At 67.4% G+C, this 22,936-nt stretch carries 24 protein-coding genes; 16 read left to right on the top strand and 8 right to left on the bottom strand.

Going from position 1 to position 22,936, the window contains the following annotated elements; genetic code table 11:
- Positions 1 to 108 precede the first annotated feature (108 nt).
- The 8 genes from rbfA (at position 109) to pnp (ending at position 6,721) form a co-directional block, all read left to right on the top strand.
- Positions 109 to 504, top strand: coding sequence for a 30S ribosome-binding factor RbfA (rbfA, locus tag SFC76_RS14040; protein WP_322850063.1), 396 nt, complete (start codon positions 109 to 111; stop codon positions 502 to 504).
- Positions 505 to 535: 31 nt separating this feature from the next.
- On the top strand, positions 536 to 703 hold the full coding sequence (locus SFC76_RS14045; RefSeq protein ID WP_322850064.1) for an AbrB/MazE/SpoVT family DNA-binding domain-containing protein: 168 nt from the start codon (positions 536 to 538) through the stop codon (positions 701 to 703).
- The gene (locus tag SFC76_RS14050) at positions 703 to 1,398 is read left to right on the top strand and encodes a hypothetical protein (protein WP_322850065.1); all 696 of its coding nucleotides are present in this window, start codon (positions 703 to 705) and stop codon (positions 1,396 to 1,398) included. The genes SFC76_RS14045 and SFC76_RS14050 overlap by 1 nt, the downstream gene beginning before the upstream one ends.
- A complete protein-coding gene (locus SFC76_RS14055) occupies positions 1,398 to 1,976 on the top strand; it encodes a thymidine kinase (RefSeq protein WP_322850066.1) in 579 nt (192 codons plus the stop codon). The genes SFC76_RS14050 and SFC76_RS14055 overlap by 1 nt, the downstream gene beginning before the upstream one ends.
- A 146-nt stretch (positions 1,977 to 2,122) precedes the next feature.
- Entirely contained in the window at positions 2,123 to 2,812 is a 690-nt protein-coding gene (locus SFC76_RS14060; RefSeq protein ID WP_322850067.1) for a site-2 protease family protein, read from the top strand.
- 10 nt (positions 2,813 to 2,822) lie between these two features.
- Positions 2,823 to 3,821, top strand: a complete 999-nt coding sequence (gene truB / locus SFC76_RS14065; RefSeq protein ID WP_322850068.1) for a tRNA pseudouridine(55) synthase TruB — start codon at positions 2,823 to 2,825, stop codon at positions 3,819 to 3,821.
- 16 nt (positions 3,822 to 3,837) lie between these two features.
- Positions 3,838 to 4,107: a 30S ribosomal protein S15 gene (gene rpsO, locus SFC76_RS14070; RefSeq protein ID WP_038663138.1), complete on the top strand. Its 270-nt coding sequence runs from the start codon at positions 3,838 to 3,840 to the stop codon at positions 4,105 to 4,107.
- A 211-nt stretch (positions 4,108 to 4,318) separates the two neighbouring features.
- On the top strand, positions 4,319 to 6,721 hold the full coding sequence (gene pnp / locus SFC76_RS14075) for a polyribonucleotide nucleotidyltransferase (protein ID WP_322850069.1): 2,403 nt from the start codon (positions 4,319 to 4,321) through the stop codon (positions 6,719 to 6,721).
- Positions 6,722 to 6,908: 187 nt separating this feature from the next.
- Here the strand turns inward: pnp and SFC76_RS14080 are convergent, their stop codons facing one another.
- Positions 6,909 to 7,313 carry a response regulator gene (locus tag SFC76_RS14080; RefSeq protein ID WP_322850070.1) on the bottom strand — a complete coding sequence of 135 codons (405 nt, stop codon included), beginning with the start codon at positions 7,311 to 7,313 and terminating at the stop codon, positions 6,909 to 6,911.
- A 97-nt stretch (positions 7,314 to 7,410) separates the two neighbouring features.
- Between SFC76_RS14080 and SFC76_RS14085 the strand changes: the two genes are divergently transcribed.
- The 3 genes from SFC76_RS14085 to SFC76_RS14095 all read left to right on the top strand — a co-directional run bounded on the left by SFC76_RS14085 (position 7,411) and on the right by SFC76_RS14095 (position 9,407).
- Positions 7,411 to 8,166 (top strand): Crp/Fnr family transcriptional regulator, encoded by a 756-nt coding sequence (locus SFC76_RS14085; protein WP_322850071.1) that lies wholly within the window; start codon positions 7,411 to 7,413, stop codon positions 8,164 to 8,166.
- The gene (locus tag SFC76_RS14090; RefSeq protein WP_322850072.1) at positions 8,153 to 9,127 is read left to right on the top strand and encodes a sensor histidine kinase; all 975 of its coding nucleotides are present in this window, start codon (positions 8,153 to 8,155) and stop codon (positions 9,125 to 9,127) included. Before SFC76_RS14085 ends, SFC76_RS14090 begins: the two co-directional genes overlap by 14 nt.
- A gap of 112 nt (positions 9,128 to 9,239) precedes the next feature.
- Positions 9,240 to 9,407: a hypothetical protein gene (locus tag SFC76_RS14095; protein ID WP_322850073.1), complete on the top strand. Its 168-nt coding sequence runs from the start codon at positions 9,240 to 9,242 to the stop codon at positions 9,405 to 9,407.
- Between the two features lie 183 nt (positions 9,408 to 9,590).
- On the opposite strand, the gene SFC76_RS14100 is transcribed toward SFC76_RS14095, so the two are convergent.
- Positions 9,591 to 10,448 carry a fumarylacetoacetate hydrolase family protein gene (locus SFC76_RS14100; protein ID WP_322850074.1) on the bottom strand — a complete coding sequence of 286 codons (858 nt, stop codon included), beginning with the start codon at positions 10,446 to 10,448 and terminating at the stop codon, positions 9,591 to 9,593.
- Positions 10,449 to 10,704: 256 nt separating this feature from the next.
- On the opposite strand from SFC76_RS14100, the gene SFC76_RS14105 reads away from it, so the two are divergent.
- The 3 genes from SFC76_RS14105 (at position 10,705) to SFC76_RS14115 (ending at position 13,015) form a co-directional block, all read left to right on the top strand.
- Entirely contained in the window at positions 10,705 to 11,805 is a 1,101-nt protein-coding gene (locus SFC76_RS14105) for an AI-2E family transporter (RefSeq protein ID WP_322850075.1), read from the top strand.
- 130 nt (positions 11,806 to 11,935) lie between these two features.
- Positions 11,936 to 12,631: a response regulator transcription factor CtrA gene (gene ctrA, locus SFC76_RS14110; protein ID WP_038663154.1), complete on the top strand. Its 696-nt coding sequence runs from the start codon at positions 11,936 to 11,938 to the stop codon at positions 12,629 to 12,631.
- 213 nt (positions 12,632 to 12,844) lie between these two features.
- Positions 12,845 to 13,015 carry a hypothetical protein gene (locus tag SFC76_RS14115; protein ID WP_322850076.1) on the top strand — a complete coding sequence of 57 codons (171 nt, stop codon included), beginning with the start codon at positions 12,845 to 12,847 and terminating at the stop codon, positions 13,013 to 13,015.
- A gap of 16 nt (positions 13,016 to 13,031) precedes the next feature.
- On the opposite strand, the gene SFC76_RS14120 is transcribed toward SFC76_RS14115, so the two are convergent.
- The gene (locus SFC76_RS14120; RefSeq protein WP_322850077.1) at positions 13,032 to 14,714 is read right to left on the bottom strand and encodes an amidohydrolase; all 1,683 of its coding nucleotides are present in this window, start codon (positions 14,712 to 14,714) and stop codon (positions 13,032 to 13,034) included.
- Between the two features lie 55 nt (positions 14,715 to 14,769).
- On the opposite strand from SFC76_RS14120, the gene SFC76_RS14125 reads away from it, so the two are divergent.
- The gene (locus SFC76_RS14125; protein ID WP_322850078.1) at positions 14,770 to 16,008 is read left to right on the top strand and encodes a threonine ammonia-lyase; all 1,239 of its coding nucleotides are present in this window, start codon (positions 14,770 to 14,772) and stop codon (positions 16,006 to 16,008) included.
- A gap of 339 nt (positions 16,009 to 16,347) precedes the next feature.
- On the opposite strand, the gene SFC76_RS14130 is transcribed toward SFC76_RS14125, so the two are convergent.
- Positions 16,348 to 16,593 (bottom strand): hypothetical protein, encoded by a 246-nt coding sequence (locus SFC76_RS14130; RefSeq protein ID WP_038663159.1) that lies wholly within the window; start codon positions 16,591 to 16,593, stop codon positions 16,348 to 16,350.
- Between the two features lie 220 nt (positions 16,594 to 16,813).
- Between SFC76_RS14130 and SFC76_RS14135 the strand changes: the two genes are divergently transcribed.
- A complete protein-coding gene (locus SFC76_RS14135; RefSeq protein WP_322850079.1) occupies positions 16,814 to 17,605 on the top strand; it encodes an arginyltransferase in 792 nt (263 codons plus the stop codon).
- A gap of 9 nt (positions 17,606 to 17,614) precedes the next feature.
- Here SFC76_RS14135 and SFC76_RS14140 read toward each other — a convergent pair whose 3' ends face one another.
- The 4 genes from SFC76_RS14140 to SFC76_RS14155 form a co-directional block, all read right to left on the bottom strand.
- Complete coding sequence (locus SFC76_RS14140; RefSeq protein ID WP_322850080.1) at positions 17,615 to 18,601, bottom strand: cell wall hydrolase; 987 nt, start codon at positions 18,599 to 18,601, stop codon at positions 17,615 to 17,617.
- Between the two features lie 220 nt (positions 18,602 to 18,821).
- Positions 18,822 to 20,909, bottom strand: a complete 2,088-nt coding sequence (locus SFC76_RS14145; protein WP_322850081.1) for a catalase — start codon at positions 20,907 to 20,909, stop codon at positions 18,822 to 18,824.
- Positions 20,910 to 21,173: 264 nt separating this feature from the next.
- A complete protein-coding gene (locus tag SFC76_RS14150; protein ID WP_322850082.1) occupies positions 21,174 to 21,977 on the bottom strand; it encodes a transglutaminase family protein in 804 nt (267 codons plus the stop codon).
- Positions 21,977 to 22,912, bottom strand: coding sequence for an alpha-E domain-containing protein (locus SFC76_RS14155; RefSeq protein WP_322850275.1), 936 nt, complete (start codon positions 22,910 to 22,912; stop codon positions 21,977 to 21,979). Before SFC76_RS14155 ends, SFC76_RS14150 begins: the two co-directional genes overlap by 1 nt.
- Between the last annotated feature and the right edge of the window lie 24 nt (positions 22,913 to 22,936).

The raw sequence follows: 22,936 nt of genomic DNA on the forward strand, positions 1-22,936 counted from the left end.
TCCCTCTCCTGATCGGGAGAGGGGGCGTTGCCGCAGGCAGCATCGGGCGAGGGGCGCACGCCCTTCGCCCCCGCCCTCCCGCCCGCGAGGGGGACAAGAGACAGCATCATGAACAAAGATCCCCAGGATAAATCGGTCCGCGCCCTGCGCATCGGCGAGCAGGTGCGCCACGTGCTGTCGGAAATCCTCCAGCGCGGCGACGTCCACGACGAGACGCTGGCCAAGCACATGGTCTCGATCACCGAGGTGCGCATGTCCCCCGACCTGCGCCACGCGACGGTGTTCGTGAAGCCGCTGCTCGGCCGCGACGAGGACCAGGTGCTGAAGGCGCTGCGCACCAACACCGCCTATCTCCAGCGCGAGGTCGCGCATCGCATCCAGACGAAATATGCCGCCAAGCTCAAGTTCCTCGGCGACGAGAGCTTCGACGAAGGCAGCCACATCGACGCCTTGCTCCGCAAGCCCGAGGTGGCGCGCGATCTGGGCGATGCTGGCGAGGATTGACGCGCCTGCGCGAGGCCATCAGTCTTGCCTGATGACGCATGATGCGACGATTGACGAAAATGGCACCGTCACCATCCCTGCCGACATCATCCAAAGGATGGGCTGGCGGGCAGGCCAGATGTTCGAAATATCCGTCGTGGGTGATGAGATAACCCTCACCGCTATTCGGGCTAAGCCTGGTCACCACCAAGAGGCATGATGCGCCGTCTGACCACGATGTCCGTCGTTATCGGTGCTGCCCTGCTGTATTGGCCATCCGCCTCATCGGGGCAGATCAGTGCGCTCTCGACCGACTGCAAAGCTGGGGGCCCCCGGCGCGGCTTGGGCGTGTACCAGTTCGTCGCCACCTGTGCAGGCCGCGCTCCCTCCCCCGACGGTCGTCTCGCGATCGTCCAGCGGGCCTATCGCGACCGCCAGCCTCCTATCGAGTTGCAGGATGCCAACGGCAGGATCGTGGCACGCTTGGGCAATCTGTCCGACGACATGCCCTTTACCGTCATGTGGTCGCCCGATTCCCACTGGGTTGCGGTCAACCATCATGTTGGCTCATTCATGGACGAGTTGAAGATCTTCGAGATCGTCGGTCGAACAATCATTGAACGACCACGCCTGACCAATGCGGCACGGCAGCAAGCGGTGCAACGGTTTCGATGCCTGTCGCCATCCTCGGTCTTGCCCAATGCCATCCGCTGGTCGAAGGACGGCCATCGGCTAGCGATGGTCACCATCAGTTCGCAAGATGCGTGCAGCGAGACCGCCAAACGCGGCGACTGGCGGCCATTGTGGATGATCGGCGACGTGCGGACCGGGCGGATCGACCCCGCGTCGGTTCGCGTCGACAAGGCTGATGGCCCTTTGCGGGAACCACGTGATCCGCTGTATCGCGGCTTCTGATGGCCAAGCTCTATTTCTACTACGCCTCGATGAACGCGGGCAAGTCGACCAACCTCTTGCAGGCGGACTTCAACTATCGCGAGCGGGGCATGAACACGATGCTGTTCACCGCGGCGGTGGACGATCGCTTCGCAGCGGGGACGATCACCAGCCGGATCGGGCTGGAGGCGCCGGCGACGCCGTTCGATGCGACCACCGATCTTGCCGCCTGCGTCGCCGAGCGGCAGGCGCGCGAGCCGCTCGCCTGCGTGCTGGTCGACGAGGCGCAATTCCTCTCCGCGGGGCAGGTCGCGCAGGTGGCGCGGATTTGCGATGTCTTCAACGTGCCGGTGCTGGCTTACGGGTTGCGCACCGATTTCCAGGGGCGGTTGTTCGAGGGGTCGGCGCGGTTGCTCGCGATCGCCGACGCGCTCATCGAGATCAAATCGGTGTGCGTGTGCGGGCGCAAGGCGATCATGAACCTGCGCGTCGACGCGCAAGGCCGCGCAATCGCCGAGGGCGCGCAGACCGAGATCGGCGGCAATGACCGCTATGTCGCTCTATGCCGGCGACATTTCAGCGAGGCTTTGGGGTCCTAGCCGCCGTCCTCACCCTTCCCACCGCCTGCGGCGGCGGGCCCCTTCCCTCTCCCGCCGGGAGAGGGAGAGACGGCGTTGCCGGCGATGGGTGAGGATGAGCGCGCCGCACACTGGCGCACCGCCCTGCCCCACGCCATATCGCGCGCATGAACCCCGAGCATATCGTCTATCGCACCGCCGTCTGGATCATCCCGCTGGTGATCGCGATCGTCTTCCACGAGGTCGCGCACGGCTGGATGGCGAAATGGCTCGGCGATCCCACTGCGCAGGAGCAGCGGCGGCTGAGCTTCAATCCGATCCGTCACGTCGACCCGGTCGGGACGGTGATCCTGCCGCTCGGCCTCGCCATCGCCGGTGCGCCGGTGTTCGGCTGGGCCAAGCCGGTGCCGGTGATCGCGCAGCGGCTGCGCAACCCGCGCTGGGGGATGGTCGCGGTCGCGCTGGCCGGGCCGGGGATGAACCTCGCGCTCGCGACGCTGACCGCGATCGCGATCGGCATCATCGGCGCGACCGCGGGCGGCGCGGCGCCGGCCGGCGTCGCCGCCTTCGTGCTCGCCAATCTGGTCAATTTCCTGCTCGTCAACGTCTTCCTCGCGATCTTCAACCTGCTGCCGATGCCGCCGTTCGATGGCGGCCACGTCGTCGAGGGGCTGCTGCCGCGGCCGCTCGCCGCGCAATATGCCAAGATCGGGCGGTTCGGCTTCCTGCTGCTGATCCTCGTGCTGGTCGTGCTGCCGATGGTGTTTCCGGGCGCCGATCTGGTCGGGCGCGTCGTCGGGCCGCCCGCGCAGGCGGTGATCGGCTGGTTCCTGGCCTTGGCGACCGCAATCGCCTAACGGCCGCGCGATGCACGGTTGGATCATCATCGACAAGCCCTTGGGGCTGGGCAGCACGCAGGTCGTCTCCGCGGTCAAGCGCGCGCTGCGGCAGGGCGGCTACGGCAAGTTCAAGGTCGGCCATGGCGGCACGCTCGATCCGCTCGCGACCGGCGTGCTGCCGGTCGCGGTGGGCGAGGCGACCAAGCTCGCCGGGCGGATGCTCGACAGCGACAAGGTCTACGACTTCACGATCCGCTTCGGCGAGCAGACCGATACGCTGGATGCGGAGGGGGTGGTGATCGCGACGTCGGACATGCGGCCGACCGCGGCACAGGTCGCGGCGGTGCTGCCGCGCTTCACCGGGCCGATCACGCAGGTGCCGCCGGCCTATTCCGCGCTCAAGGTCGATGGCGCGCGGGCCTATGACTTGGCGCGAGCCGGGGAAGAGGTGGTGCTGGCCGGGCGGCAGGTGACGATCCACGCCCTCCATTCCTCCCCGGCACGGGGAGGGGGACCGTCCGCGCCAGCGGATGGTGGAGGGGGGCCTCCCCAAACGGTGTCGCGGGAGGAAGCCCCCCTCCACCATCCTGCGGATGGTCCCCCTCCCCGTACCGGGGAGGAATTGCATGAATTCACTCTTACTGCGCACGTCTCCAAGGGCACCTATATCCGCTCCCTCGCGCGCGACGTCGCGCTGGCGCTCGGCACGGTGGGGCACGTCACCATGCTCCGCCGCACCAAGGCGGGGCCGTTCACCCTCGCCCCCGCGATATCGCTGGACAAATTGGCTGAGGCCGGTATGGCGCGCAGCCTTGAACAATCACTCCTGCCGTTGAGGGCGGGGCTGGACGACATCCCGGCTCTACCCCTCACCCCCGATCAGGCAGGGGCGCTCCGCCAGGGGCGCGTTCTGAACGGGATCGCCGAGGACGATGGCCAATATTTCGCGTGTGACGGGGATATCCCGGTCGCGCTGATAGAGGTCGAGGCCGCAGAGGCCCGCGTCGTCCGTGGCTTCAACCTATGATGTCGAGGACTGACACATGACCATTACCGCAGAACGCAAGGCCGAAGTCGTCAAGGAACATGCTCGCCAGGAAGGCGACACCGGTTCGCCGGAAGTCCAGGTCGCGATCCTTTCGGAGCGCATCAAGAACCTGACCGAGCATTTCAAGGGTCACAAGAAGGACAACCATTCGCGCCGCGGGCTGCTGATGATGGTCAACAAGCGGCGCTCGCTGCTCGACTATCTCCGCAAGACCGATGGTCAGCGGTACCTCGACCTGATCGCGAAGCTCGGCCTTCGCAAGTAACGATGAGGGCGGCCTTCGGGTCGCCCTTTTCATATGTCCGTGCTACAGGCGGACATCACGGTTTCACGAATACCGGCATGAGCCGGGTAGCGGAGACGGGCAATTCGGCCCCGATCCACGGGAGCGACAAGACGCTCCATACCGACGCGGGCCGGCTAGCCCGCGATACAGGCCCCCCGCAGCATCTGGCTCGGGGAGTGAAGGAAAATACATGTTCAATGCCAAGAAGGTATCGATCGAGTGGGGCGGCCAGACGCTGACCCTCGAAACGGGCAAGGTTGCCCGCCAGGCCGACGGCGCGGTGATCGCGACGCTCGGCGAGACGGTCGTGCTCTGCGCCGTCACCGCGGCGAAGTCGGTGAAGGAAGGCCAGGATTTCTTCCCGCTGACCGTCCATTATCAGGAGAAGTTCTCCGCCAGCGGCCGCATCCCCGGCGGCTTCTTCAAGCGCGAGCGCGGCGCGACCGAGCGTGAGACGCTCGTCAGCCGCCTGATCGATCGTCCGATCCGCCCGCTGTTCCCCGAGGGTTTCTACAACGAGATCAACTGCATCGCGCAGGTGCTCAGCTATGACGGCGAAAACGAGCCCGATCTGCTGGCGATGATCGCCGCCTCCGCGGCGATGACGCTGTCGGGCGTGCCCTTCATGGGCCCGATCGGCGCGGCGCGCGTCGGCTACAAGGACGGCGAGTATCAGCTCAATCCGTCCGACGCCGAAGTCGCCACCGGCGACCTCGACCTGATGGTCGCGGCGACGCACGACGCGGTGATGATGGTCGAGTCCGAAGCCAACGAGCTGTCGGAAGACGTCATGCTCGGCGCCGTGATGTTCGCGCATCGCGCGTCGCAGGACGTGATCAACGCGATCATCAAGCTCGCCGAACAGGCCGCCAAGGAGCCCTGGGAGCTCAAGACCCAGGACGACAGCGCCGGCGTCAAAGCCAAGCTCAAGAAACTGATCGGCAAGGACCTGGAGGCGGCGTACAAGCTGACCGACAAGCAGGCCCGCCAGACCGCGATCAACGAAGCCCGTGCGAAAGCACGTGAAGGCATGGCCGACCTCAAGGACAGCGATCCCCAGTCCTATCTCGCCAGCCTCAAGCTGGTGAAGAAGCTGGAGGCGGACATCGTCCGCACCGCGATCCTCAAGACCGGTCGCCGCATCGACGGCCGCGACACCAAGACGGTCCGTCCGATCGAGGCGGAAGTCCACTTCCTGCCGCGCGCGCACGGTTCGGCGCTGTTCACCCGTGGCGAGACGCAGACGATCGCGACCACCACGCTCGGCACCCGCGACGCGGAGCAGATGATCGACGGCCTCGGCGGCCTGTCGTACCAGAATTTCATGCTCCACTATAACTTCCCGCCCTATTCGGTCGGTGAAGTCGGTCGCTTCGGTGCGCCGGGTCGCCGCGAAGTCGGCCACGGCAAGCTGGCATGGCGCGCGCTGCGCGCGGTGCTGCCGACCAAGGAGGAATTCCCGTACACGATCCGCGTCACCAGCGACATCACCGAGTCGAACGGCTCGTCGTCGATGGCGACGGTGTGCGGCGGCAGCCTGGCGATGATGGACGCCGGCGTGCCGCTGAAGCGCCCGGTGTCGGGCATCGCGATGGGCCTGATCCTCGAAGGCAAGGACTTCGCCGTCCTGTCGGACATCCTGGGCGACGAGGATCACCTCGGCGACATGGACTTCAAGGTCGCCGGCACCAGCGAGGGCATCACCGCGCTGCAGATGGACATCAAGATCTCCGGCATCACCGAAGAGATCATGAAGGTCGCGCTGGCACAGGCGCATGAGGGCCGCGCGCACATCCTCGGCGAAATGGCCAAGGCGCTGGGCGAGACCCGCTCGGAGCTGTCGGCGCACGCGCCGCGCATCGAGACCTTCTCGATCGACAAGTCGAAGATCCGCGAAGTCATCGGCACCGGCGGCAAGGTGATCCGCGAGATCGTCGCGCAGACCGGCGCCAAGGTCGACATCGACGACGAGGGCGTCATCAAGGTTTCCTCGTCCGATCCGGCGCAGATCGATGCCGCGATCAAGTGGATCAAGGGCCTCGTCGAGGAAGCGGAAGTCGGCAAGGTCTATGACGGCAAGGTCGTCAACCTCGTCGATTTCGGCGCCTTCGTGAACTTCATGGGCGGCAAGGACGGTCTCGTCCACGTCTCGGAAATCAAGAACGAGCGCGTCGAGAAGGTGTCCGACGTCCTGTCCGAAGGGCAGGAAGTGAAGGTCAAGGTCCTCGAGATCGATCCGCGCGGCAAGGTTCGCCTGTCGATGCGCGTCGTCGATCAGGAAACCGGCGCCGAGCTGGAGGACACGCGTCCGGCACGCGAACCGCGCGAAGGCGGCGGCAGGGAAGACGGGCGTGGTCCGCGCGGCCCGCGCAGCGGCGGCGGCGATCGTGACGGCGGTGGCCGTGGCGGCGATCGTGGTCCGCGTCGCGATGGCGGCGGGCGTGACGGCGGTGGCCGTGGTCCGCGCCGTGACGGCGGCGACCGTGGTCCCCGCAGCGAGGGCGGCGATCGCGGCCCGCGCAACGGCGGCGGCAACGACGACGGCCCCGCGCCCGAGTTCGCGCCGGCCTTCCTGACCGAAACGCGCGACTGATCCTTCGGATCGACGTGAGCAAGAGGGGTTCGGCAGCGATGCCGGGCCCCTTTTTCGTGGAGGGATGGCGGTGGCATGCGGCCGAGGGGCTCGTCCGGGGCCGACTGCCATTCGATCAAAGTCCTTCCCCTGGCGGGGGAGGACTTTAAGCCAAAATTCAAATGGCGATCCCGCCTGGGGTCCGCCGTCAAGGTGTCGGCAGCGATACCGTCGCGCCGTCCCACAAACGCTCCGCGGCCTCGCGCAATTGCTCGGTCGACACCGGCTTGTCGCAGCGCGGCAGCGTGCGGTAGCGATCCGGGATGATCGCGGCGTCATAGCCGCTGGTGATCAGCACGCGCACCTGCGCGGCGAGCAACTGGTCGATCAGCGGATAGACCAACGTCTCGCGCAGATTGATGTCGAGGATCGCGACGTCGAGCGGCCCGGCGTCGGCGAGCAGCCGCATCGCCTGCGACAGCGAGGCGACCGGCCCGACCACCCCCGCGCCAACCGCGCGCAATTCGCGCGCCAGATCGTCCGCGATCAGATATTCATCCTCGACGATGAGTATGGATCGCCCGGCCAGCGGTGATGCTGCTGCTGATGTCATTGAGCTACTCCCTGTAGAACAAGGGATAATGAATCAGTCGGCGGCGGCGTTAACATGGGTAAGCGAGCGGAAGCGACAAATGCTGTCAGGTTTCCCCATGTCATCCGCGCCATCCGCCAATCGCCTGATCACCCGGTTGCAGCATTATGTCGCGTTCGCCGACGACGAACGCGCGGCGATCGACGCGGCCTGCGCGGGACCGCCGCTCGTGGTGCGCCAGCGCCGCGACCTGATCCGCGAAGGCGACCGTCCGCGCGGCGTCAACCTGATCCTCGACGGCTGGGCGTTCCGCTACAAGACGCTGGAGGACGGCCGGCGGCAGATCATCGCCTTCCACCTGCCCGGCGATCTCTGCGACGTGCACGGCTATATCCTGCGCGAGATGGATCATTCGGTCGGCGCGCTGACCCCCGTCCGCTACGTCGAGATCGCGCGCGACCAGATCGAGGCGCTGGCGGCGCTCGGCCCGCGCGTCAGCCAGGCCTTGTGGTGGGACGGCCTGACCGGCGCGGCGATCCAGCGCGAATGGACGGTCAACCTCGGCCAGCGCGACGCGCTGGAACGACTGTCGCACCTGTTCTGCGAGCTGATCTTCCGCCTGCGTACCGTCGGCATGGTCGACGGCACGCGCTGCGAGATCCCGCTGACGCAGACCGACCTCGCCGAAGCGACGGGGATGACGCCGGTCCACGTCAACCGGATGGTGCAGGAGCTGCGCTCGCGCAATCTGATCCGCTGGAAAGGGCGCGAGTTCGAGGCGCTCGATCTTGACGGGCTGTGCGATGTCGCGATGTTCAATCCGGCCTATCTCCACCTCGATCACGAAGGACGGCATCTGGATGCCAACGGGTAATCCTCCCGCCATCGTCACCGCCGCTGCCGCCCCGCCCGCCATGTGCGGCCCGATCGACTGGCGCGCCACTGCCGAAGGGGGCAGCCTCGCCTTCGCCGCCGCCTGGTCGGTGCTGACCGGGCAGAGCGAGGCGGAGCGCGCGGGAAGCGGCTGGCTCGCCTGCCTCCATCCGGAGGATCATGCCGCGCTGACCGCCGGCTGGCAGCGCGCGCGTGCGACGCGGCTGTTCAGCGCCGATCTGCGCGTCGCCGCGGGCCCCGCGGGCGATTACCGCTGGCTGCGCGTGCAGGGCGTCCCCGCCGGCGACGGCACCGACGACTGGCGCGGCAGCGCGATCGACATATCGGACCTGCACCAGCGGATTGCCGGCGAAAGCCGGCTGCGCGCCGCGCTCCACCACCGCATCCGCAACGCGATGGCGATCATCCGCTCGATCGCGCGGCGCACCGCGGAGAATAGCGACACGGTGGAGGAGTATCGCAGCCATTTCGACGGCCGCCTTGCCGCCTTCGCACGGACGCAGAGTCATATCATGCGCGCCGGCGACCAGGGCGTCGACCTGGAGGGGCTGCTCGCCGACGCGCTGCTCGCGCATCAGGTCGGCGGCCGCGTCGGCTATGGCGGGCCCGAAGTGCGCTTGCCGCCGCGACTCGCCGACCAGCTCGGCATCGCCTTCCACGAACTGACCGACAATGCCGTCCAGCACGGCGCGCTGCACCGCGACGACGGGCGACTCGACATCCGCTGGTGGACCGCGGCGGCCGACGGCGTGCGCCAGCTCCACATCCGGTGGCACGAGGACCTGCCCGACGGCGGCGTCATGGCCCCCGTCGGCGAGGGCTTCGGGCTCGAACTGCTCACCCGCAGCCTGCGTTACGAGGTCGATGCGGCGGTGACGCTCGATTTCGCCGAGCGTGGCATGCTCTGCACGATCGCCCTGCCGCTCGACGACGCAGGATAATGTCGTCCGTTTGATCCAATTGAATCCGGCATGCCGCGAAAACCGTTATACACGAATCCTCTGCCGCGCAGACACATAGCGGCAGAGGACGATTTCGAACGGGAGGCGCGCCATGCAAATGTCAGCCGATATCGAATTCTACGTCCGCCGCGAACGCCAGGAACGACAGCTCGCCGAACGCGCGCGCGACACCGACGGCCGCCACGTCCACCTCGAACTCGCGCGATGCTACGCGCAGTTGATCGCCGACGCCGACGACAAACGCCACGATCCCGCGTGACCGCGGGGTAATCGCATAACAACGTCGGTGCGGGTTCGTCGTGTTCCCGGCCCTTCCCCGTCACGCCGGGCCGGTTCGAGGCCTGCGCGGGTACATGCTTGGTGGGTCACGAACCGACTTTCGCAGGTGACGGACCTGACGTGGGACCGGGGCGGCACACCGTGCCGCGCCCGATCCGCCGGTTCAGGCCCGTGCCGCGTCGTCGGGATGGCGCCATGCGACGACCTGCTGACGCTGCGTGCCGAGCGAATCGATCGCCAGCTCCATCACGTCGCCGGCCTTGAGGTAGATCGACTGCGGCTTCTTGCCCTCGCCGACGCCCGGCGGGGTGCCGGTGATCAGCAGGTCGCCGGGCAGCAAGGTGACATATTCGCTGACGTAGCTGATCAGCTGCTTGAGATCGAAGATCATCGTGCTGGTGTTGCCGGTCTGCATCCGCTCGCCGTTGACGTCGAGGTGCATGGCGAGCGCCTGGACGTCGCCGATCTCGTCGGGGGTCACCAGCCACGGGCCGACCGGGCAGAAGGTGTCGTGGCCCTTGCCTTTCGACCATTGCGTGCCGCGCTGCTTCTGGTTGAACCGCTCCGACACGTCGTTGGCGAGCACATAGCCGGCGACGTGATCGAGCGCCGCATCCTCGGACACGTAGCGGCAGGTCTTGCCGATGATTACGCCCAGCTCGACCTCCCAGTCGCTGTGCGTCGAATCCCTGGGCAGCATGACGTCGTCGTTCGGACCGGACAGGCTGGACAGCGCCTTCATGAACATCATCGGCTCGGTCGGGATTGGCAGGTTCGATTCGATCGCATGGTCGCGATAGTTGAGGCCGACCGCGACGATCTTGCCGATGCCCCCGACCGGCACGCCGTAGCGTGGCGTCCCTTCGACCACCGGCAGCGCCGCGACATCGGCGGCACGCACCGTGGGGATCGCATCGACGGTGATGTCGGCGACGATGCCCGACAGGTCGCGGATGCGACCGGCATCGTCGACGAGTCCGGGCTGTTCCTGGCCGGGCTGGCCGAAGCGGCAGAGTTTCATGACGGGCTCTTTCGGTAAGAGGAAGAACGCTGGCAAACGCATGCGATGCCATGGTGTTGGGCCGCTCCGTACAGCCGCCGGCGCGATGGCGAAACCCCGCGGGCGCGCTGCGCCGCGGCGGCGGGTGCGCCGCGCGACGATCTTGCGGCCGTTTCGCGCGATTATACGTTACGCTGCGGCGCGCCGAATCGTGGCGCGGGGGAGAGACGGACGTGACCATTGCCGCCAGCGTACGATCTCCCGGCCGGGCGCGCGCGTGAACCGTCTTGCGCCCGATGCGGACGACGCCCGCTTCATCCGCCGCATCGTCTACATCCTGGTCATCGCCGCGGTCGCCGCGGCTTTGTTCAAGGCGGGCAATCTGCTCATCCTCGCCTTCGGATCGATGCTCGGCGCGATCGCTATCCACGCCATCGCCGATCTCTACCGCGATCATCTGCGCGTGCCCGAGAAAGCGTCGGTCGGGCTCGGCATCGCCACCGCCTTCGGCATCGTCGGCTTCCTCGTCTGGCTGTTCGGCGTGCAGTTCCGCGAACAGGTCAACGTGCTCGTCACGCAATTGCCCGGCCTGCTCGACCAGCTCGCCGCCTGGGCCTCGCGCAGCCCGGTCGGCGCCAAGATCGTCGACGCGGTGCAACAGGCCTATGCCGGATCGCAGGCCGCGCAGGACGTCAGCGGGCTCGTCCAGGGCGGCGGCGAATTGCTGCTCAACAGCCTGCTGCTGCTCGTCGGCGCCGCCTTCTTCGCCGCCGATCCCGGTATCTACCAGCGCGGCTTCCTGTTCCTGATCCCGCGCGGCAAGCGTCCGGCGATCGAGGATGCGCTGTTCGACGTCGGCTCGACGTTGCGGCTCTGGCTGCGCTCGTCGTTGATCCTGATGACCAGCATGGGCGTGCTGGTCGGTGTCGGCCTGTGGATCTCGGGCGTGCCGTCCGCCGCGGCGCTCGGTCTGCTCGCCGGCCTGTCGGAGTTCATCCCCTATATCGGTCCGACCGCGGCGATGGTCCCGGCGCTGGGCCTCGCCGCGACACAGGGCACCGGGCCGCTGATCGGCACGCTCGTCACTTATGCCGTCGTGCGGCTGATCCAGACCAATTTCATCACGCCCTATGTGCAGGCGCGCGTCATCTCGATCCCGCCGGCGATCACCGTCTTCGCGATCATCGGTATCGGCGTGATCTTCGGCATCTTCGGCCTGTTCTTCTCCGCGGCGCTGCTCGTGGTAATCTTTACGCTCGTGCGCAGCCTCTACCTGCGCGAGGTATTGGGCGAGGATATTCCGCGCAGTCGCCATCAAACGCTGCTCGGGCCGGACCTTACGCCGACCGATCCCGATGAGGATGTAAAAAAAGACTAACCCATGTGATCGGAGACCCCGCGGGATTAAACCCTAATTAACCTTTTGCCTTCAGATGTTCTTTGGTTAATGAATCGGGTCGAGCCGTGCAGCAGGGGTGCTCAGGGTATGGCCAGCAGGGGACGACGCGATGCGAGTGCTGTTGATCGAGGACGAGCCGACCACCGCCAAGGCGATCGAGCTGATGCTCGGGACCGAAGGCTTCAACGTCTACACCACCGATCTGGGCGAAGAGGGCCTGGATCTCGGCAAGCTGTACGATTACGACATCATCCTGCTCGATCTCAATCTGCCGGACATGCACGGTTATGACGTGCTCAAGAAGCTGCGCGTCGCCCGCGTCGCGACGCCGGTGCTGATCCTGTCGGGGATCAACGAGATGGACTCGAAGGTGCGCAGCTTCGGCTTCGGCGCGGACGATTACGTCACCAAGCCGTTCCATCGCGAAGAGCTGATCGCGCGCATCCACGCCGTCGTCCGCCGCTCGAAGGGGCACAGCCAGTCGGTCATCCGCACCGGCAAGCTCGCGGTCAATCTCGACGCCAAGACGGTCGAGGTCGACGGCAGCCGCGTCCACCTGACCGGCAAGGAATATGCGATGCTCGAGCTGCTCTCGCTGCGCAAGGGCACGACGCTGACCAAGGAAATGTTCCTTAACCATCTCTACGGCGGCATGGACGAGCCCGAGCTGAAGATCATCGACGTCTTCATCTGCAAGCTGCGCAAGAAATTGAGTCTCGCCTGCGAAGGCGAAAATTATATCGAGACGGTCTGGGGCCGCGGCTATGTGCTTCGCGAACCAGAGGAAATTGGCGCAGTCGCCTGATCTGACAATTGCTCCACGTCCGGCGAACAAGAGCTGCGGCATCCCCAATGCCGCAGCCTTTTTGTTGCGCTGCGGTCGCTCCCGTTGCGACCCGCTCCATCACCGTCGGCGCAAACCTTGATCGAGATCAGAAAGCGTGGCTGCCCAAACGTTAATTCCGCTTTAGAGAATCGTATAATAATCAGGGCTTACCAACCGAGGGGGGATAAGCTCATGCCGACGACGATCGATACCGCAACCAATCAGGCCGCCGTCACGGCCAAGTTCCTGATCACCGACGCGCTCGAATTGCTCGACGGCCTGTCCTCCTTCTCGGCGCAGATCGCTGCGGTCCATCTCGCCCATGCGCTCGAGATGATCGACGCCGGCGGCGCCGCGCTCTGACCTGCCCGGGGAGCGGCTATTTCCGCTCCCACACCTTATACCCGCCGACCCACGTCTCCTGTACCTTGGTGGCGCGCAGATCGGTCGGTGAGGCGAGCAGCGGATCGCGGTCGACGATGATGAAGTCCGCCTGCATGCCCGGCGCGAGCCGGCCGATGCGATCCTCGGCGAAGCCCGCATAGGCCGCGCCGCCGGTGAAGCCCCACCAGCCCTGTTCGCGCGTCACCGCCTCTTCGGGGCGCCAGCCGCCGAACGGCTGGCTGTCGGCGCCCTGCCGCGTGAACGATGCCGCCCAGCCCGCCCAGGGATCGGGCCGCTCGACCGGATAATCCGAACCGAATGCGAGCTTCGCGCCGTTCTTGAGCATCGAAGCCCAGGCATAGGCCCCCGCCAGCCGCTGCGGCCCCAGCCGCGCCTCCGCCATCACGCGATCGCTGGTCTCGTGCGTCGGCTGCATCGAGGCGATCGTGCCATATTTGCCGAACCGCGGAAGGTCGAGGGGATCGACGATTTGCGCATGCTCGACGCGCCAGCGGCGGTCGCCTTTGTAGGTCTGCGCCATCTCGTCGATCGCATCGAGGACCTCGGCATTGGCGCGGTCGCCGATCGCGTGCACCGCGACCTGATAGCCGTCCATCGCCGCGCGGCTCATCAGATTGCGCAGCACGGTATCGCTCATGAAGCCCGCGCCCGACTGGCCCGGCGCATCGGCATAGGGCGCCTTCAGCCACGCCCCGCGCGACCCCAAGGCGCCGTCGGCGTACAGCTTCACCCCGACCAGCTTGAGCTTGTCCGCGTACAGCCACGGCGTCGGTCCGGTGCCGCCGATCTGCACCGTTGTGTCGACGCCCATGCCATAGCTCATGATCCGCACGCGCAGCCCGCCGAGATCGCCGATGCGGCGATAGGTCAGCCAATCCTCGATGCTCGTCCCCATGTCGGCGGTGGCGGTGACGCCGTAGCTGAGCAGGATGGTCTGCGCCTTGACGAAGGCGGCGTTGCGGTCCTTGCCGAGCGGCTGCGGCACCAGCTTGGCAACGAGGCTTTGCGCGGCGTCGACGAACACGCCGGCGGGCTGCCCCCCCGCCCCCTTCTCGATCCGGCCACCGGCGGGCGAGACGCTCTTGGCGGTGACGCCCGCCGCCTTCAGCGCGGCGCTGTTGCCCCAGCTCGCATGGCCGTCGGCGCGTGCCAGCCACACCGGCCGGTCGCCTACCGCCGCGTCGAGGTCCGCCGCGGTCGGGAAGCGACCGAGTCCCCAGGCCTCCTGGTTCCAGCCGCCGCCGATGATCCACGCCTTGTCGGGGTTGGCGCGGGCGTAATCGGCGATCTTCGCCTGCGCCTCGGCGAGGCTCTTGGTGTCGGACAGGTCGAGTTCGAGCGCGCGGAAGCCCAGTTCCATGACATGGCCGTGCGCGTCGATCATCCCGGGCAGCAACGTCTTGCCCTTGAAGTCGACGCGCCAGTCGAGCTTGTCGGGGCGCTTGTCCTTGGCGCCGAGCAATTTGCCGACCTGCCCGTTGGCGGTGACCAGCATCGCCTGGAAGCGGACGACCTTGCCGTCCTTGTCGAGCGTCAGGCCGTTGACGTTGTCGACGATGCCGTCCGCCCCCGCCGCCAGCGGCAGCATCGCCGCCGCTGCCAGTAGCATCGCCATCGCGCGGCGACGCGCGCGTCCGTTCAAAAACCGTGCCTGCATCCGTCCCGCATAAGCGGTGTTCCCCCGCCGCACCAGATGGTCTAGCGGGACCGATATGGCCTCGAACCCCGCCGCAACCGCATTGCCCGTCAGCATCGATGACGTCCGCGCCGCCCATGCCCGTATCCGCGACGCGATCGTCCGCACGCCGACGCTGATCAGCAAGACGCTGAGCGAGATGACCGGCGCCAAGGTCTATCTGAAGTTCGAGAACCTTCAGTTCACCGCCGCCTACAAGGAACGCGGCGCGCTCAACACGCTGCTGCAATTGTCGCCGGAGGCGCGCGCCAAGGGCGTCATCGCCGCCTCGGCGGGCAATCACGCGCAGGGCCTCGCCTATCACGCCAACCGGCTCGGCATCCCCGCGACGATCGTCATGCCGCGCACCACGCCGACGGTGAAGGTGATGCAGACCGAGGGCCACAAGGCCAATGTCGTGCTGGAGGGCGAGACGTTCGACGCCGCTTATGCGCATGCCCGCGTGCTCGAGGCGCAATGCGACTTCACCTTCGTCCACCCGTTCGACGACCCGCGCGTCATCGCCGGACAGGGCACCGCGGCGGTCGAGATGTTGGAGGACGTGCCGGGCCTCGACACGCTGCTGATCCCGATCGGCGGCGGCGGCCTGATCTCGGGCACGTCGATCGTCGCGCGCGCCGCGGATCATGCGATCGAGGTGGTCGGCGTGCAGGCCGAGCTGTTCCCCTCGATGTACAACCGGATCAACGGCACCGACCTGCCCTGCGCCGGCGATACGCTCGCCGAGGGGATCGCGGTCAAGGAGCCGGGCGGCATCACCGCGCGGATGGTCGCCGAGCTGGTCGACGACATCGTGCTGGTCGGCGAACGCAATCTGGAGGAAGCGGTCAGCCTGCTGCTCCAGATCGAGAAGACCGTGGTCGAGGGCGCCGGCGCCGCCGGCCTCGCCGCGCTGATGGCCTATCCCGAGCGGTTCAGGGGCCGCACCGTCGGCATCATCCTGTGCGGCGGCAATATCGACACGCGGCTGCTCGCCAACGTGCTGCTGCGCGACCTCGCCCGCTCGGGGCGGCTGGCGCGGCTGCGCGTGCGGCTACAGGACCAGCCGGGCGCGCTGTTCAACGTCGCGCGCATCTTCGACGCGCAGCGCGTCAACATCATCGAAGTCTATCATCAGCGCATCTTCACCTCGCTGCCGGCCAAGGGCCTGTTCACCGAGATCGAATGCGAGGCGCGCGACCGCGACCACCTCAACCGCCTGATCGCCGCACTGCGCGAAGGCGGCTACGAGACGAGCATGGTCGAGCAGGCGTAACGCGAGGTTCGGGGCGCTGATGGCGGGGCTGGGACGACCGTGCAACGGGGCTCCCGCCTGTCCTCCCCCTCCGTCACGGCTTCGCCGCGCCACCTCCCCCTGGCGGGGGAGGAATGGGTTCGCCGTCGCCCTGACGCACCAAACAAAGAATATCCGATTGAAAGTCCTCCCCCGCCAGGGGGAGGTGGCAGCGCGAAGCGCTGACGGAGGGGGAGGACAGGGTGGGAGCTCAACGATCAAGCTACCCGCCCTCCCCTAGCGGCGCAGAAAGCACGCCACACACGAAAAAGGGGGCCGCGCCGTGGCGCAGCCCCCGTCTCATCAGGTCGAACCGTCAGCTTAGTTGCTGTCGGAATCGCCGTCCTGAACGACGGCGACGACGCCGATCGCAACAACGCCGGCAACGATGAGCGCTGCGAGCAGACCGCCACCGGCCAGTTCGCTCTTCTTCGACGACGGCGCGCTGGCGCGGACCGACTTGGCGACCGACAGCGACGCTGCGGGGTTGGCGGGCGCGGCGCTAGCGGCGACCGGAGCGGCAATCATCGCCAAGGCGGCGAGCGAACCAGCGAAAGACTTCGACATAAACAAACTCCAAGCGGAATGGATACCGGGAACGACCGGTTACCAACTTTGTTCCTGCAGCGCAACATCGTCCCGTTTTGGAGCCGACTATGGTTGCGGCAACACACTTAGCCGAAAATTAACCTTTTTTGACCCGAATGCCACTTTGCAGCGCGCCGCGGTGCATTCATAGATCGACGGCACCGCATCGCGCGTGGCACGTTCCAGGGGATTGCCGGCGGTGACTGCGCCTTTCCGTTTTCCGCGCTTTTTCGTCACGACCCCTGCGCCCTGCCCTTATCTGCCGGGGCGTCAGGAGCGCAAGGTCTTTACCGAATTGAGCGGCCCGCATGCCGGCGAACTCAACGACGCGCTGAGCCGTATCGGCTTTCGCCGATCGCAGGGCGTCGCCTATCGTCCGTCCTGCGCGGGCTGCACCGCCTGCGTCTCGGTCCGCATCGTCACGCAGGATTTCGCGCCCAATGCGAGCCAGCGCAAGCTGCTGCGCCGGAACGGCGATCTCGAGATCGCCGTATGCCGCCCGTGGGCGACCGATGAGCAATTCCAGTTGCTGCGCCGCTATCTCGCCGCGCGCCACCCCGGCGGCGGCATGGCCGGGATGGACGAGGACGATTACGCCGACATGATCGAACATTCGCCGGTCAATTCGGTGATCGTCGAATATCGCACCCGCACCACCGACGGGTCGCGCGGCGAGCTGGTCGGCGCCTGCCTCACCGATCGGCAGGCGGACGGATTGTCGATGATCTACAGCTTCTTCGCCGCCGACGAAGAGGGTGCGGAGGCACGGCCCGGGCTCGGCAACGTCATCATCATGGATCATATCGCCCGCGCCCGCGATTCGGGGCTGCCGTTCGTCTATCTCGGTTATTGGGTGAAGGGCTCGGCGCGGATGGCCTACAAGACGCGCTACCGTCCGCTCGAAGTGCTCGGGCCGAACGGCTGGCGGCTGCTCACCGACGAGGATGTCGTCGCCGCACCGGCCCGCGAGCCGGCGCTCACCGCCGCCTGAGCGGACGGATCAGGTCGGGTCGCTCTCTTCGCCGACCGTCGCCCCCTCGGTGACCAACCGCTGCGGCGCGACGCTGCCGAGATGGACGCGCACCCCCGCCGCGACGGTGATCCGCGGCGCGGCCATTGCCGGGGCCACAGCGCCGGCCGGCACGTCGGGGCGGACGATCGCCGCCACCTGACCGCGGTGCACGGTGACGCCGCCATCCTCGCCGCTGTCGCGATACAGCGCCGCGGTCTGCACCGCCGCGTCGGCGACGTCGGGTTGCAGCGGCTGCGGCTCGACGCCGGCATAGGACGCGCGGAAGCTCAGTGCCCCCTCCATCGCGCCGCGCCAGCGGTAGAAGATATGCGCGCCGACCGCGCCGATGCGGGCGAGGCTGGGCGCCCACCACGGCAGGATCGCATTGGTGTGGTAGAAGGTCGCCGCCCCGATCGGCGCATAGACGCTGCCCGCCAGCGCCGCCTCGGCCACCGCGCGCGCACGCTGCCAGGCGCCGGGATCGCGGCGATAGGCCATCGATCCGTCGCAGGTGAAGGAGAATTGGCAACCGGTGCGCCGCTGCGACCCCTGGAACACCACGCCGCAGACGCTGTGCGGAAAGGCGCGGTCGCGCACCCGGTTAAGCACCACCTGCGCGACCGCACGCTGGCCGTCGAGCGGCTCGGATCGCGCTTCGTAATAGACCGCTGCGGTCAGGCAGTCGGCGGCGCGCACCGCATCGTCCTGGCTCTGCGCCTGCGCGAGAAAGGCGGGCGCGGCCTGCACGAAGGCGGGCGCGGCGTCATCGCCGACCGAGGCCCGCAACGTCGCGGGCAAGCCCGCGAGCCCCGGCGTATCAAGCGCCAGCGCATGCAGCAACTGCCGCGGGTTCGCCACCGGCTGCGCCTGTCCGCCGGCGGTCGCGGCCTCGCGATGCGGTGCACACGACGATGCGGCCAGCAACGCCAGCCCCAGGAACCCCCGTCCGATCATCGAATTTCGCCAGCGTTTCACGCGACCGGCGATAGAGGCCCCGACTTATGATCGGGTTAACCGGGACTGGTCCCAAATCCACCCCGTCACCCCGGCCTTGAGCCGGGGTCCCGCTTCTTCGCAACGGCGGGAAGAAGCGGGATGCCGGATCAATTCCGGCATGACGGGATAGACGTGTGGTTGCCAGACGTGCGTTCGTCCCGCCAGGCTCCCGCTTACGCAGGAGCCCGGAGGAGCGACGTCACGCCAGCGTGCGCACCTTCGATTCGCGGTCCCAATACCGCTGCTTCGCCGCTTCGACGAAGCCGCCGAGATCGGTCACGCCCTCGTCCGCCTCGACGCCGGCCTTGTCGAGCAGCGGCTTGGCCTCGGCGTTGAAGCCGATCGCCTTGAGATGCCCGAAGGCGTCCATCACCCATTGCACCGCGGCGGCTTCCTTGACGAGCTTGGCGGTCGCCGCCTCCGACAGGATGACCGCGCAGGCGTCGAGCGTCGCCGAGGGCTGGCCGAACAGCTGCGAATCCGCCGCCACCGACGATCCATCCGACAGCGGCACCTTGCCGACCTTGGGTGCGACCACAACCGCGCGACCGCCAGCTTCCTTCACCGCCGCCTTGAGCGAGGCGAGCGCCGCCGCATCGCTGCCGTCGGCGATCAGGATACCGACCGAACGCCCTTCCAGCGTATGCCTTTCGAGCGGCCCGCGGATGATCCGCAGCGCCGGCGACGGTTCCATGTCGAGCACCGGTGCCGCGGTCGGCGACGCCTCGGGCAGGTCCATCGCCAGCCCGTCGGCGACGCGCGCCGCGAGGTCCTCGTCGACGTTGCGCAGATTGGCCATCATCGCAACGCGGATATGCTCCAGCCCGACCTTCGACAGTTCGAACACCAGGGCAGAGGCGATATGCGCCTGCTCCGCCGGGTCCATCGAGCGGAAGAACAGGCGCGCCTGGCTGTAGTGATCGGCGAAGCTCTCCGGGCGGATGCGCAGCTTCTGGCCCTGCTCTTCCGACGGGAAGGTCTTGTAGCCCTTGTCCGCATCCTCGCGCGCGCCGCCTTCCTCGCCGACCTTAGCGAGGCTGTTGGGCTCGTAATTGGCGCGGCCCTTGGGCACCGCCATCTGCATGTGACCGTCGCGCTGCTGGTTCATGAACGGGCAGCCCGCCGCCGCGGCGCGACCCTTGGCCGAGTTGATCGGCAGCTGGTGGAAGTTCACCGACCCCAGCCGCGACAATTGCGTATCGGTGTAGGAGAACAGCCGCCCCTGGAGCAGCGGATCGTTGGAGAAGCCGATGCCCGGCACGACATGGCTCGGCACGAACGCCGCCTGCTCGGTCTCGGCGAAGAAATTGTCGGGATAGCGATCGAGCACCATCTTGCCGACGATCTTCACCGGCAGCACTTCCTCGGGGATGATCTTGGTCGCGTCGAGCACGTCATAGGGCTGGCTGTTGGCGAAGTCCTCGTCGAACAGCTGGACGCCCAATTCCCAGGTCGGGAAGTCGCCGCGATCGATGCTCTCGAAGAGGTTGCGGCGCTGGAAGTCGGGATCGGCACCGGCGACCTTGACGGTCTCGTCCCAGATCGTCGAGGCGAGGCCCGCCTTCGGCTTCCAGTGGAACTTGACGAAGGTGCTCTTCCCCTCCTTGTTGATGAAGCGGAAGGTGTGGACGCCGAACCCCTCCATATTGGCGAAGGTGCGCGGCAGCGTCCGGTCCGACATCGCCCACATGATCATGTGGGTCGATTCGGGCATCAGGCTGATGAAGTCCCAGAACGTGTCATGCGCGGTCGCCGCCTGCGGATAGCCACGGTCGGCCTCCATCTTGGCGGCGTGGATCAGATCGGGGAATTTGATCGCGTCCTGGATGAAGAACACCGGGATGTTGTTGCCGACGAGGTCCCAATTGCCCTCGCGCGTGTAGAATTTGACCGCAAAGCCGCGCACGTCGCGCGGCGTGTCGACCGAGCCGGCACCGCCCGCGACGGTCGAGAAGCGGGTGAACACCTCGGTGCGCTGGCCCTTCTTCTGGAACAGGTCGGCGACGGTGATGTCGGCGAGGCTTTCGGTGCATTCGAAATAGCCGTGCGCCGCAGACCCGCGCGCGTGGACGATGCGCTCGGGGATGCGCTCGTGGTCGAAATGATTGATCTTCTCGCGATAGACCTCGTCCTCCAGCAGCACCGGACCGCGCGCACCGGCCTTGAGCTGGTTCTGGTTGTCGGAGATCGGCGTGCCGTGGTTGGTGGTCAGCACGGGATGATCGGCATCGGTGCGCTGATGCGTCTCGCCGCCGTTGCCGGGGTTCAGGGCCAGGGTATCGGTCATCGGGGTATCTCGCATCGAAGGTATGGTTCCCGCCCTCAACGAAGCTCGCCTGCGTCAGTGCCTTCGCGCCGGAAACTTTAGCAGGGGCTAGCCTGAACTCGCTTGCAATTCCCCCCCCGCCAGGGGGAGGTGGCGCCGCGAAGCGGTGACGGAGGGGGAGGATACGGTGAGTGTGCCGTGTGCGGAGACGCCCCCTCCACCAGCTTCGCTGGTCCCCCTCCCCCGCTAAAGCGAGGGAGGAATTAAAGCACCGCTGGCGCCCGGCTATTGCGCCGCCGACACCGTCACCGCGACGTCGAGTTCCTCCTCGCCCTCGCCGAGCCGCGATCCCGCCACCGGCGCCGCGCCCGAGGCGTCGAGCGCCGCGGCGACCCGCACGCTTTCCTCCTGCGGCGAGCGTCCGGTGAACGGATCGAAGCCGACCCAGCCGAGCCCGTCGACATGCGCCTCCGCCCAGCCGTGCGGCGTCGGCCGCAGCGACCCCTCGACCACGCTATAGCCCGACACGTAGCGCGCGGGCAGGCCGAGCGATCGCGCCGCCACGGTGAAGATCTGGGCGAGGTCGCGCGAGGTCGCCGCCGGCCGCGCGAACGCCGCCGCGGCGCTCAGCCCCGGCTCCGGCCGCTTGCGATCGACCGCGAAGCGCGCGTTCACCGCGCGGTTGAGCGCGTGCAGCTTGCCCACCGCGCCGTCCGCCGCGCCCGTCGCCTCGGCGGCGAAGGCGGCGATCGCCGGATCGCGCGGCGTCGCCTCGGTCGCGCGCAGGAACACCGCCGGCGGCAGCACTTCGTTGACGCCGCGCACGACGCCGTCGGAATGGCTGGTCAACACCTCGCCGCGCACCGCGATCTCGATGTCGGCGATCGGTCCTTCCGCATACAGCATCGTGACCGCATTGCCGAAGCCGTCGCGCCCGCGCCGCATCTTGGCGTCGCAGTCGACGTCGATCCGCCAGCGCGCCACCGTCTGGTCGTGGCTGTTCTCGGGCGTCATGCGCAGCATCTGCACCAGCCGGCTCTGCGCGGTGCTGAAGCGGTAGACGGTACGGTGATCGATCGACAGGCGCATCAGACGAACCGGAACTGGCGGCCGATCGCCTCGTGCAGCTGGCCGTTCTCGCGGATGAACGCCTGGAGATATTGGTGCAGCCCGCTGGCGATCACCTCGCCCGAGCGGGTGCGGCCGAGCCGCGCCGCGCGCATCCGCGCCATCCGGTCCGCCTCGCCATGGCTGCCGGTGCGCTCGGCGAGCAGGCCGAGGATGTCGACGGTGATCTCCGACGAGGCGACGAGGCTGCGCGGCAGCTCGCGGCTGGCGATCAGCAGGTCGATGACGTTCGCCGGCGTCAGCCCGTCCGAATAGAGCCAGCGATAGGCGGTCACCGCCGACACGGTCTGCAGGATCGTCGTCCACTGGTCGCGATCGACGACGCCGCCGACCGTCTCTCCCTCGGGCAGCAGGATATGGTATTTGACGTCGAGCAGCCGTGCGCTGTTGTCGGCGCGCTCCACCGCCTGCCCCAGCCGGATGAACCAGTGCGACTGGTTGCGCAGCATCTGGTGGACCGCGCCCTCGAAGCCGCGCGTCTCGTTCTTCACCGCCTCGACCAGGCTCAGCGTCGCCTGCGTCTCGCCGATCCGGTGGCGGTTCTCGAACACCAGCCACGCGCGGTTGATCGCGGTCCACGCCTCGCGGCTCAGCGCGGTACGCACCGCCTTGGCGTTGTTGCGCGCGCGGTCGAGGCAGCGGATCACCGAGCCGCCATGGCTGGTGTCGAGCGTCAGGAACCGCACCACGTCGCTCTGCGTCAGCTCGCCGCCATAAGCGGCGAAATCGGCTTCGGTATCGGTGACGGCGAGCGCGGACGACCACGCCACCTCCCCCGCCGGCCGCGACGACATCACGTCGAGCCGCACCGTTGCCTCGATCAGCCGCGCGAAGAAATCGGCGCGCTCGATATACCGACCCAGCCAGTAGAGCGACGACGCCGTCCGCGAGAGCATCATGCCCATTCCTCCCCGGCACGG

This window comes from Sphingomonas sp. CD22 (assembly GCF_034556155.1).
Taxonomy (GTDB): domain Bacteria; phylum Pseudomonadota; class Alphaproteobacteria; order Sphingomonadales; family Sphingomonadaceae; genus Sphingomonas.

Excerpts from the sequence above, each read along its gene's own strand:
- rbfA (WP_322850063.1), top strand. The coding sequence starts at position 109 with ATGAACAAAGATCCCCAGGATAAATCGGTCCGCGCCCTGCGCATCGGC.
- SFC76_RS14045 (WP_322850064.1), top strand. The coding sequence starts at position 536 with ATGACGCATGATGCGACGATTGACGAAAATGGCACCGTCACCATCCCT.
- SFC76_RS14050 (WP_322850065.1), top strand. The coding sequence starts at position 703 with ATGCGCCGTCTGACCACGATGTCCGTCGTTATCGGTGCTGCCCTGCTG.
- SFC76_RS14055 (WP_322850066.1), top strand. The coding sequence starts at position 1,398 with ATGGCCAAGCTCTATTTCTACTACGCCTCGATGAACGCGGGCAAGTCG.
- SFC76_RS14060 (WP_322850067.1), top strand. The coding sequence starts at position 2,123 with ATGAACCCCGAGCATATCGTCTATCGCACCGCCGTCTGGATCATCCCG.
- truB (WP_322850068.1), top strand. The coding sequence starts at position 2,823 with ATGCACGGTTGGATCATCATCGACAAGCCCTTGGGGCTGGGCAGCACG.
- rpsO (WP_038663138.1), top strand. The coding sequence starts at position 3,838 with ATGACCATTACCGCAGAACGCAAGGCCGAAGTCGTCAAGGAACATGCT.
- pnp (WP_322850069.1), top strand. The coding sequence starts at position 4,319 with ATGTTCAATGCCAAGAAGGTATCGATCGAGTGGGGCGGCCAGACGCTG.
- SFC76_RS14080 (WP_322850070.1), bottom strand. The coding sequence starts at position 7,313 with ATGACATCAGCAGCAGCATCACCGCTGGCCGGGCGATCCATACTCATC.
- SFC76_RS14085 (WP_322850071.1), top strand. The coding sequence starts at position 7,411 with ATGTCATCCGCGCCATCCGCCAATCGCCTGATCACCCGGTTGCAGCAT.
- SFC76_RS14090 (WP_322850072.1), top strand. The coding sequence starts at position 8,153 with ATGCCAACGGGTAATCCTCCCGCCATCGTCACCGCCGCTGCCGCCCCG.
- SFC76_RS14095 (WP_322850073.1), top strand. The coding sequence starts at position 9,240 with ATGCAAATGTCAGCCGATATCGAATTCTACGTCCGCCGCGAACGCCAG.
- SFC76_RS14100 (WP_322850074.1), bottom strand. The coding sequence starts at position 10,448 with ATGAAACTCTGCCGCTTCGGCCAGCCCGGCCAGGAACAGCCCGGACTC.
- ctrA (WP_038663154.1), top strand. The coding sequence starts at position 11,936 with ATGCGAGTGCTGTTGATCGAGGACGAGCCGACCACCGCCAAGGCGATC.
- SFC76_RS14115 (WP_322850076.1), top strand. The coding sequence starts at position 12,845 with ATGCCGACGACGATCGATACCGCAACCAATCAGGCCGCCGTCACGGCC.
- SFC76_RS14120 (WP_322850077.1), bottom strand. The coding sequence starts at position 14,714 with ATGCAGGCACGGTTTTTGAACGGACGCGCGCGTCGCCGCGCGATGGCG.
- SFC76_RS14125 (WP_322850078.1), top strand. The coding sequence starts at position 14,770 with ATGGCCTCGAACCCCGCCGCAACCGCATTGCCCGTCAGCATCGATGAC.
- SFC76_RS14130 (WP_038663159.1), bottom strand. The coding sequence starts at position 16,593 with ATGTCGAAGTCTTTCGCTGGTTCGCTCGCCGCCTTGGCGATGATTGCC.
- SFC76_RS14145 (WP_322850081.1), bottom strand. The coding sequence starts at position 20,909 with ATGACCGATACCCTGGCCCTGAACCCCGGCAACGGCGGCGAGACGCAT.
- SFC76_RS14150 (WP_322850082.1), bottom strand. The coding sequence starts at position 21,977 with ATGCGCCTGTCGATCGATCACCGTACCGTCTACCGCTTCAGCACCGCG.
- SFC76_RS14155 (WP_322850275.1), bottom strand. The coding sequence starts at position 22,912 with ATGCTCTCGCGGACGGCGTCGTCGCTCTACTGGCTGGGTCGGTATATC.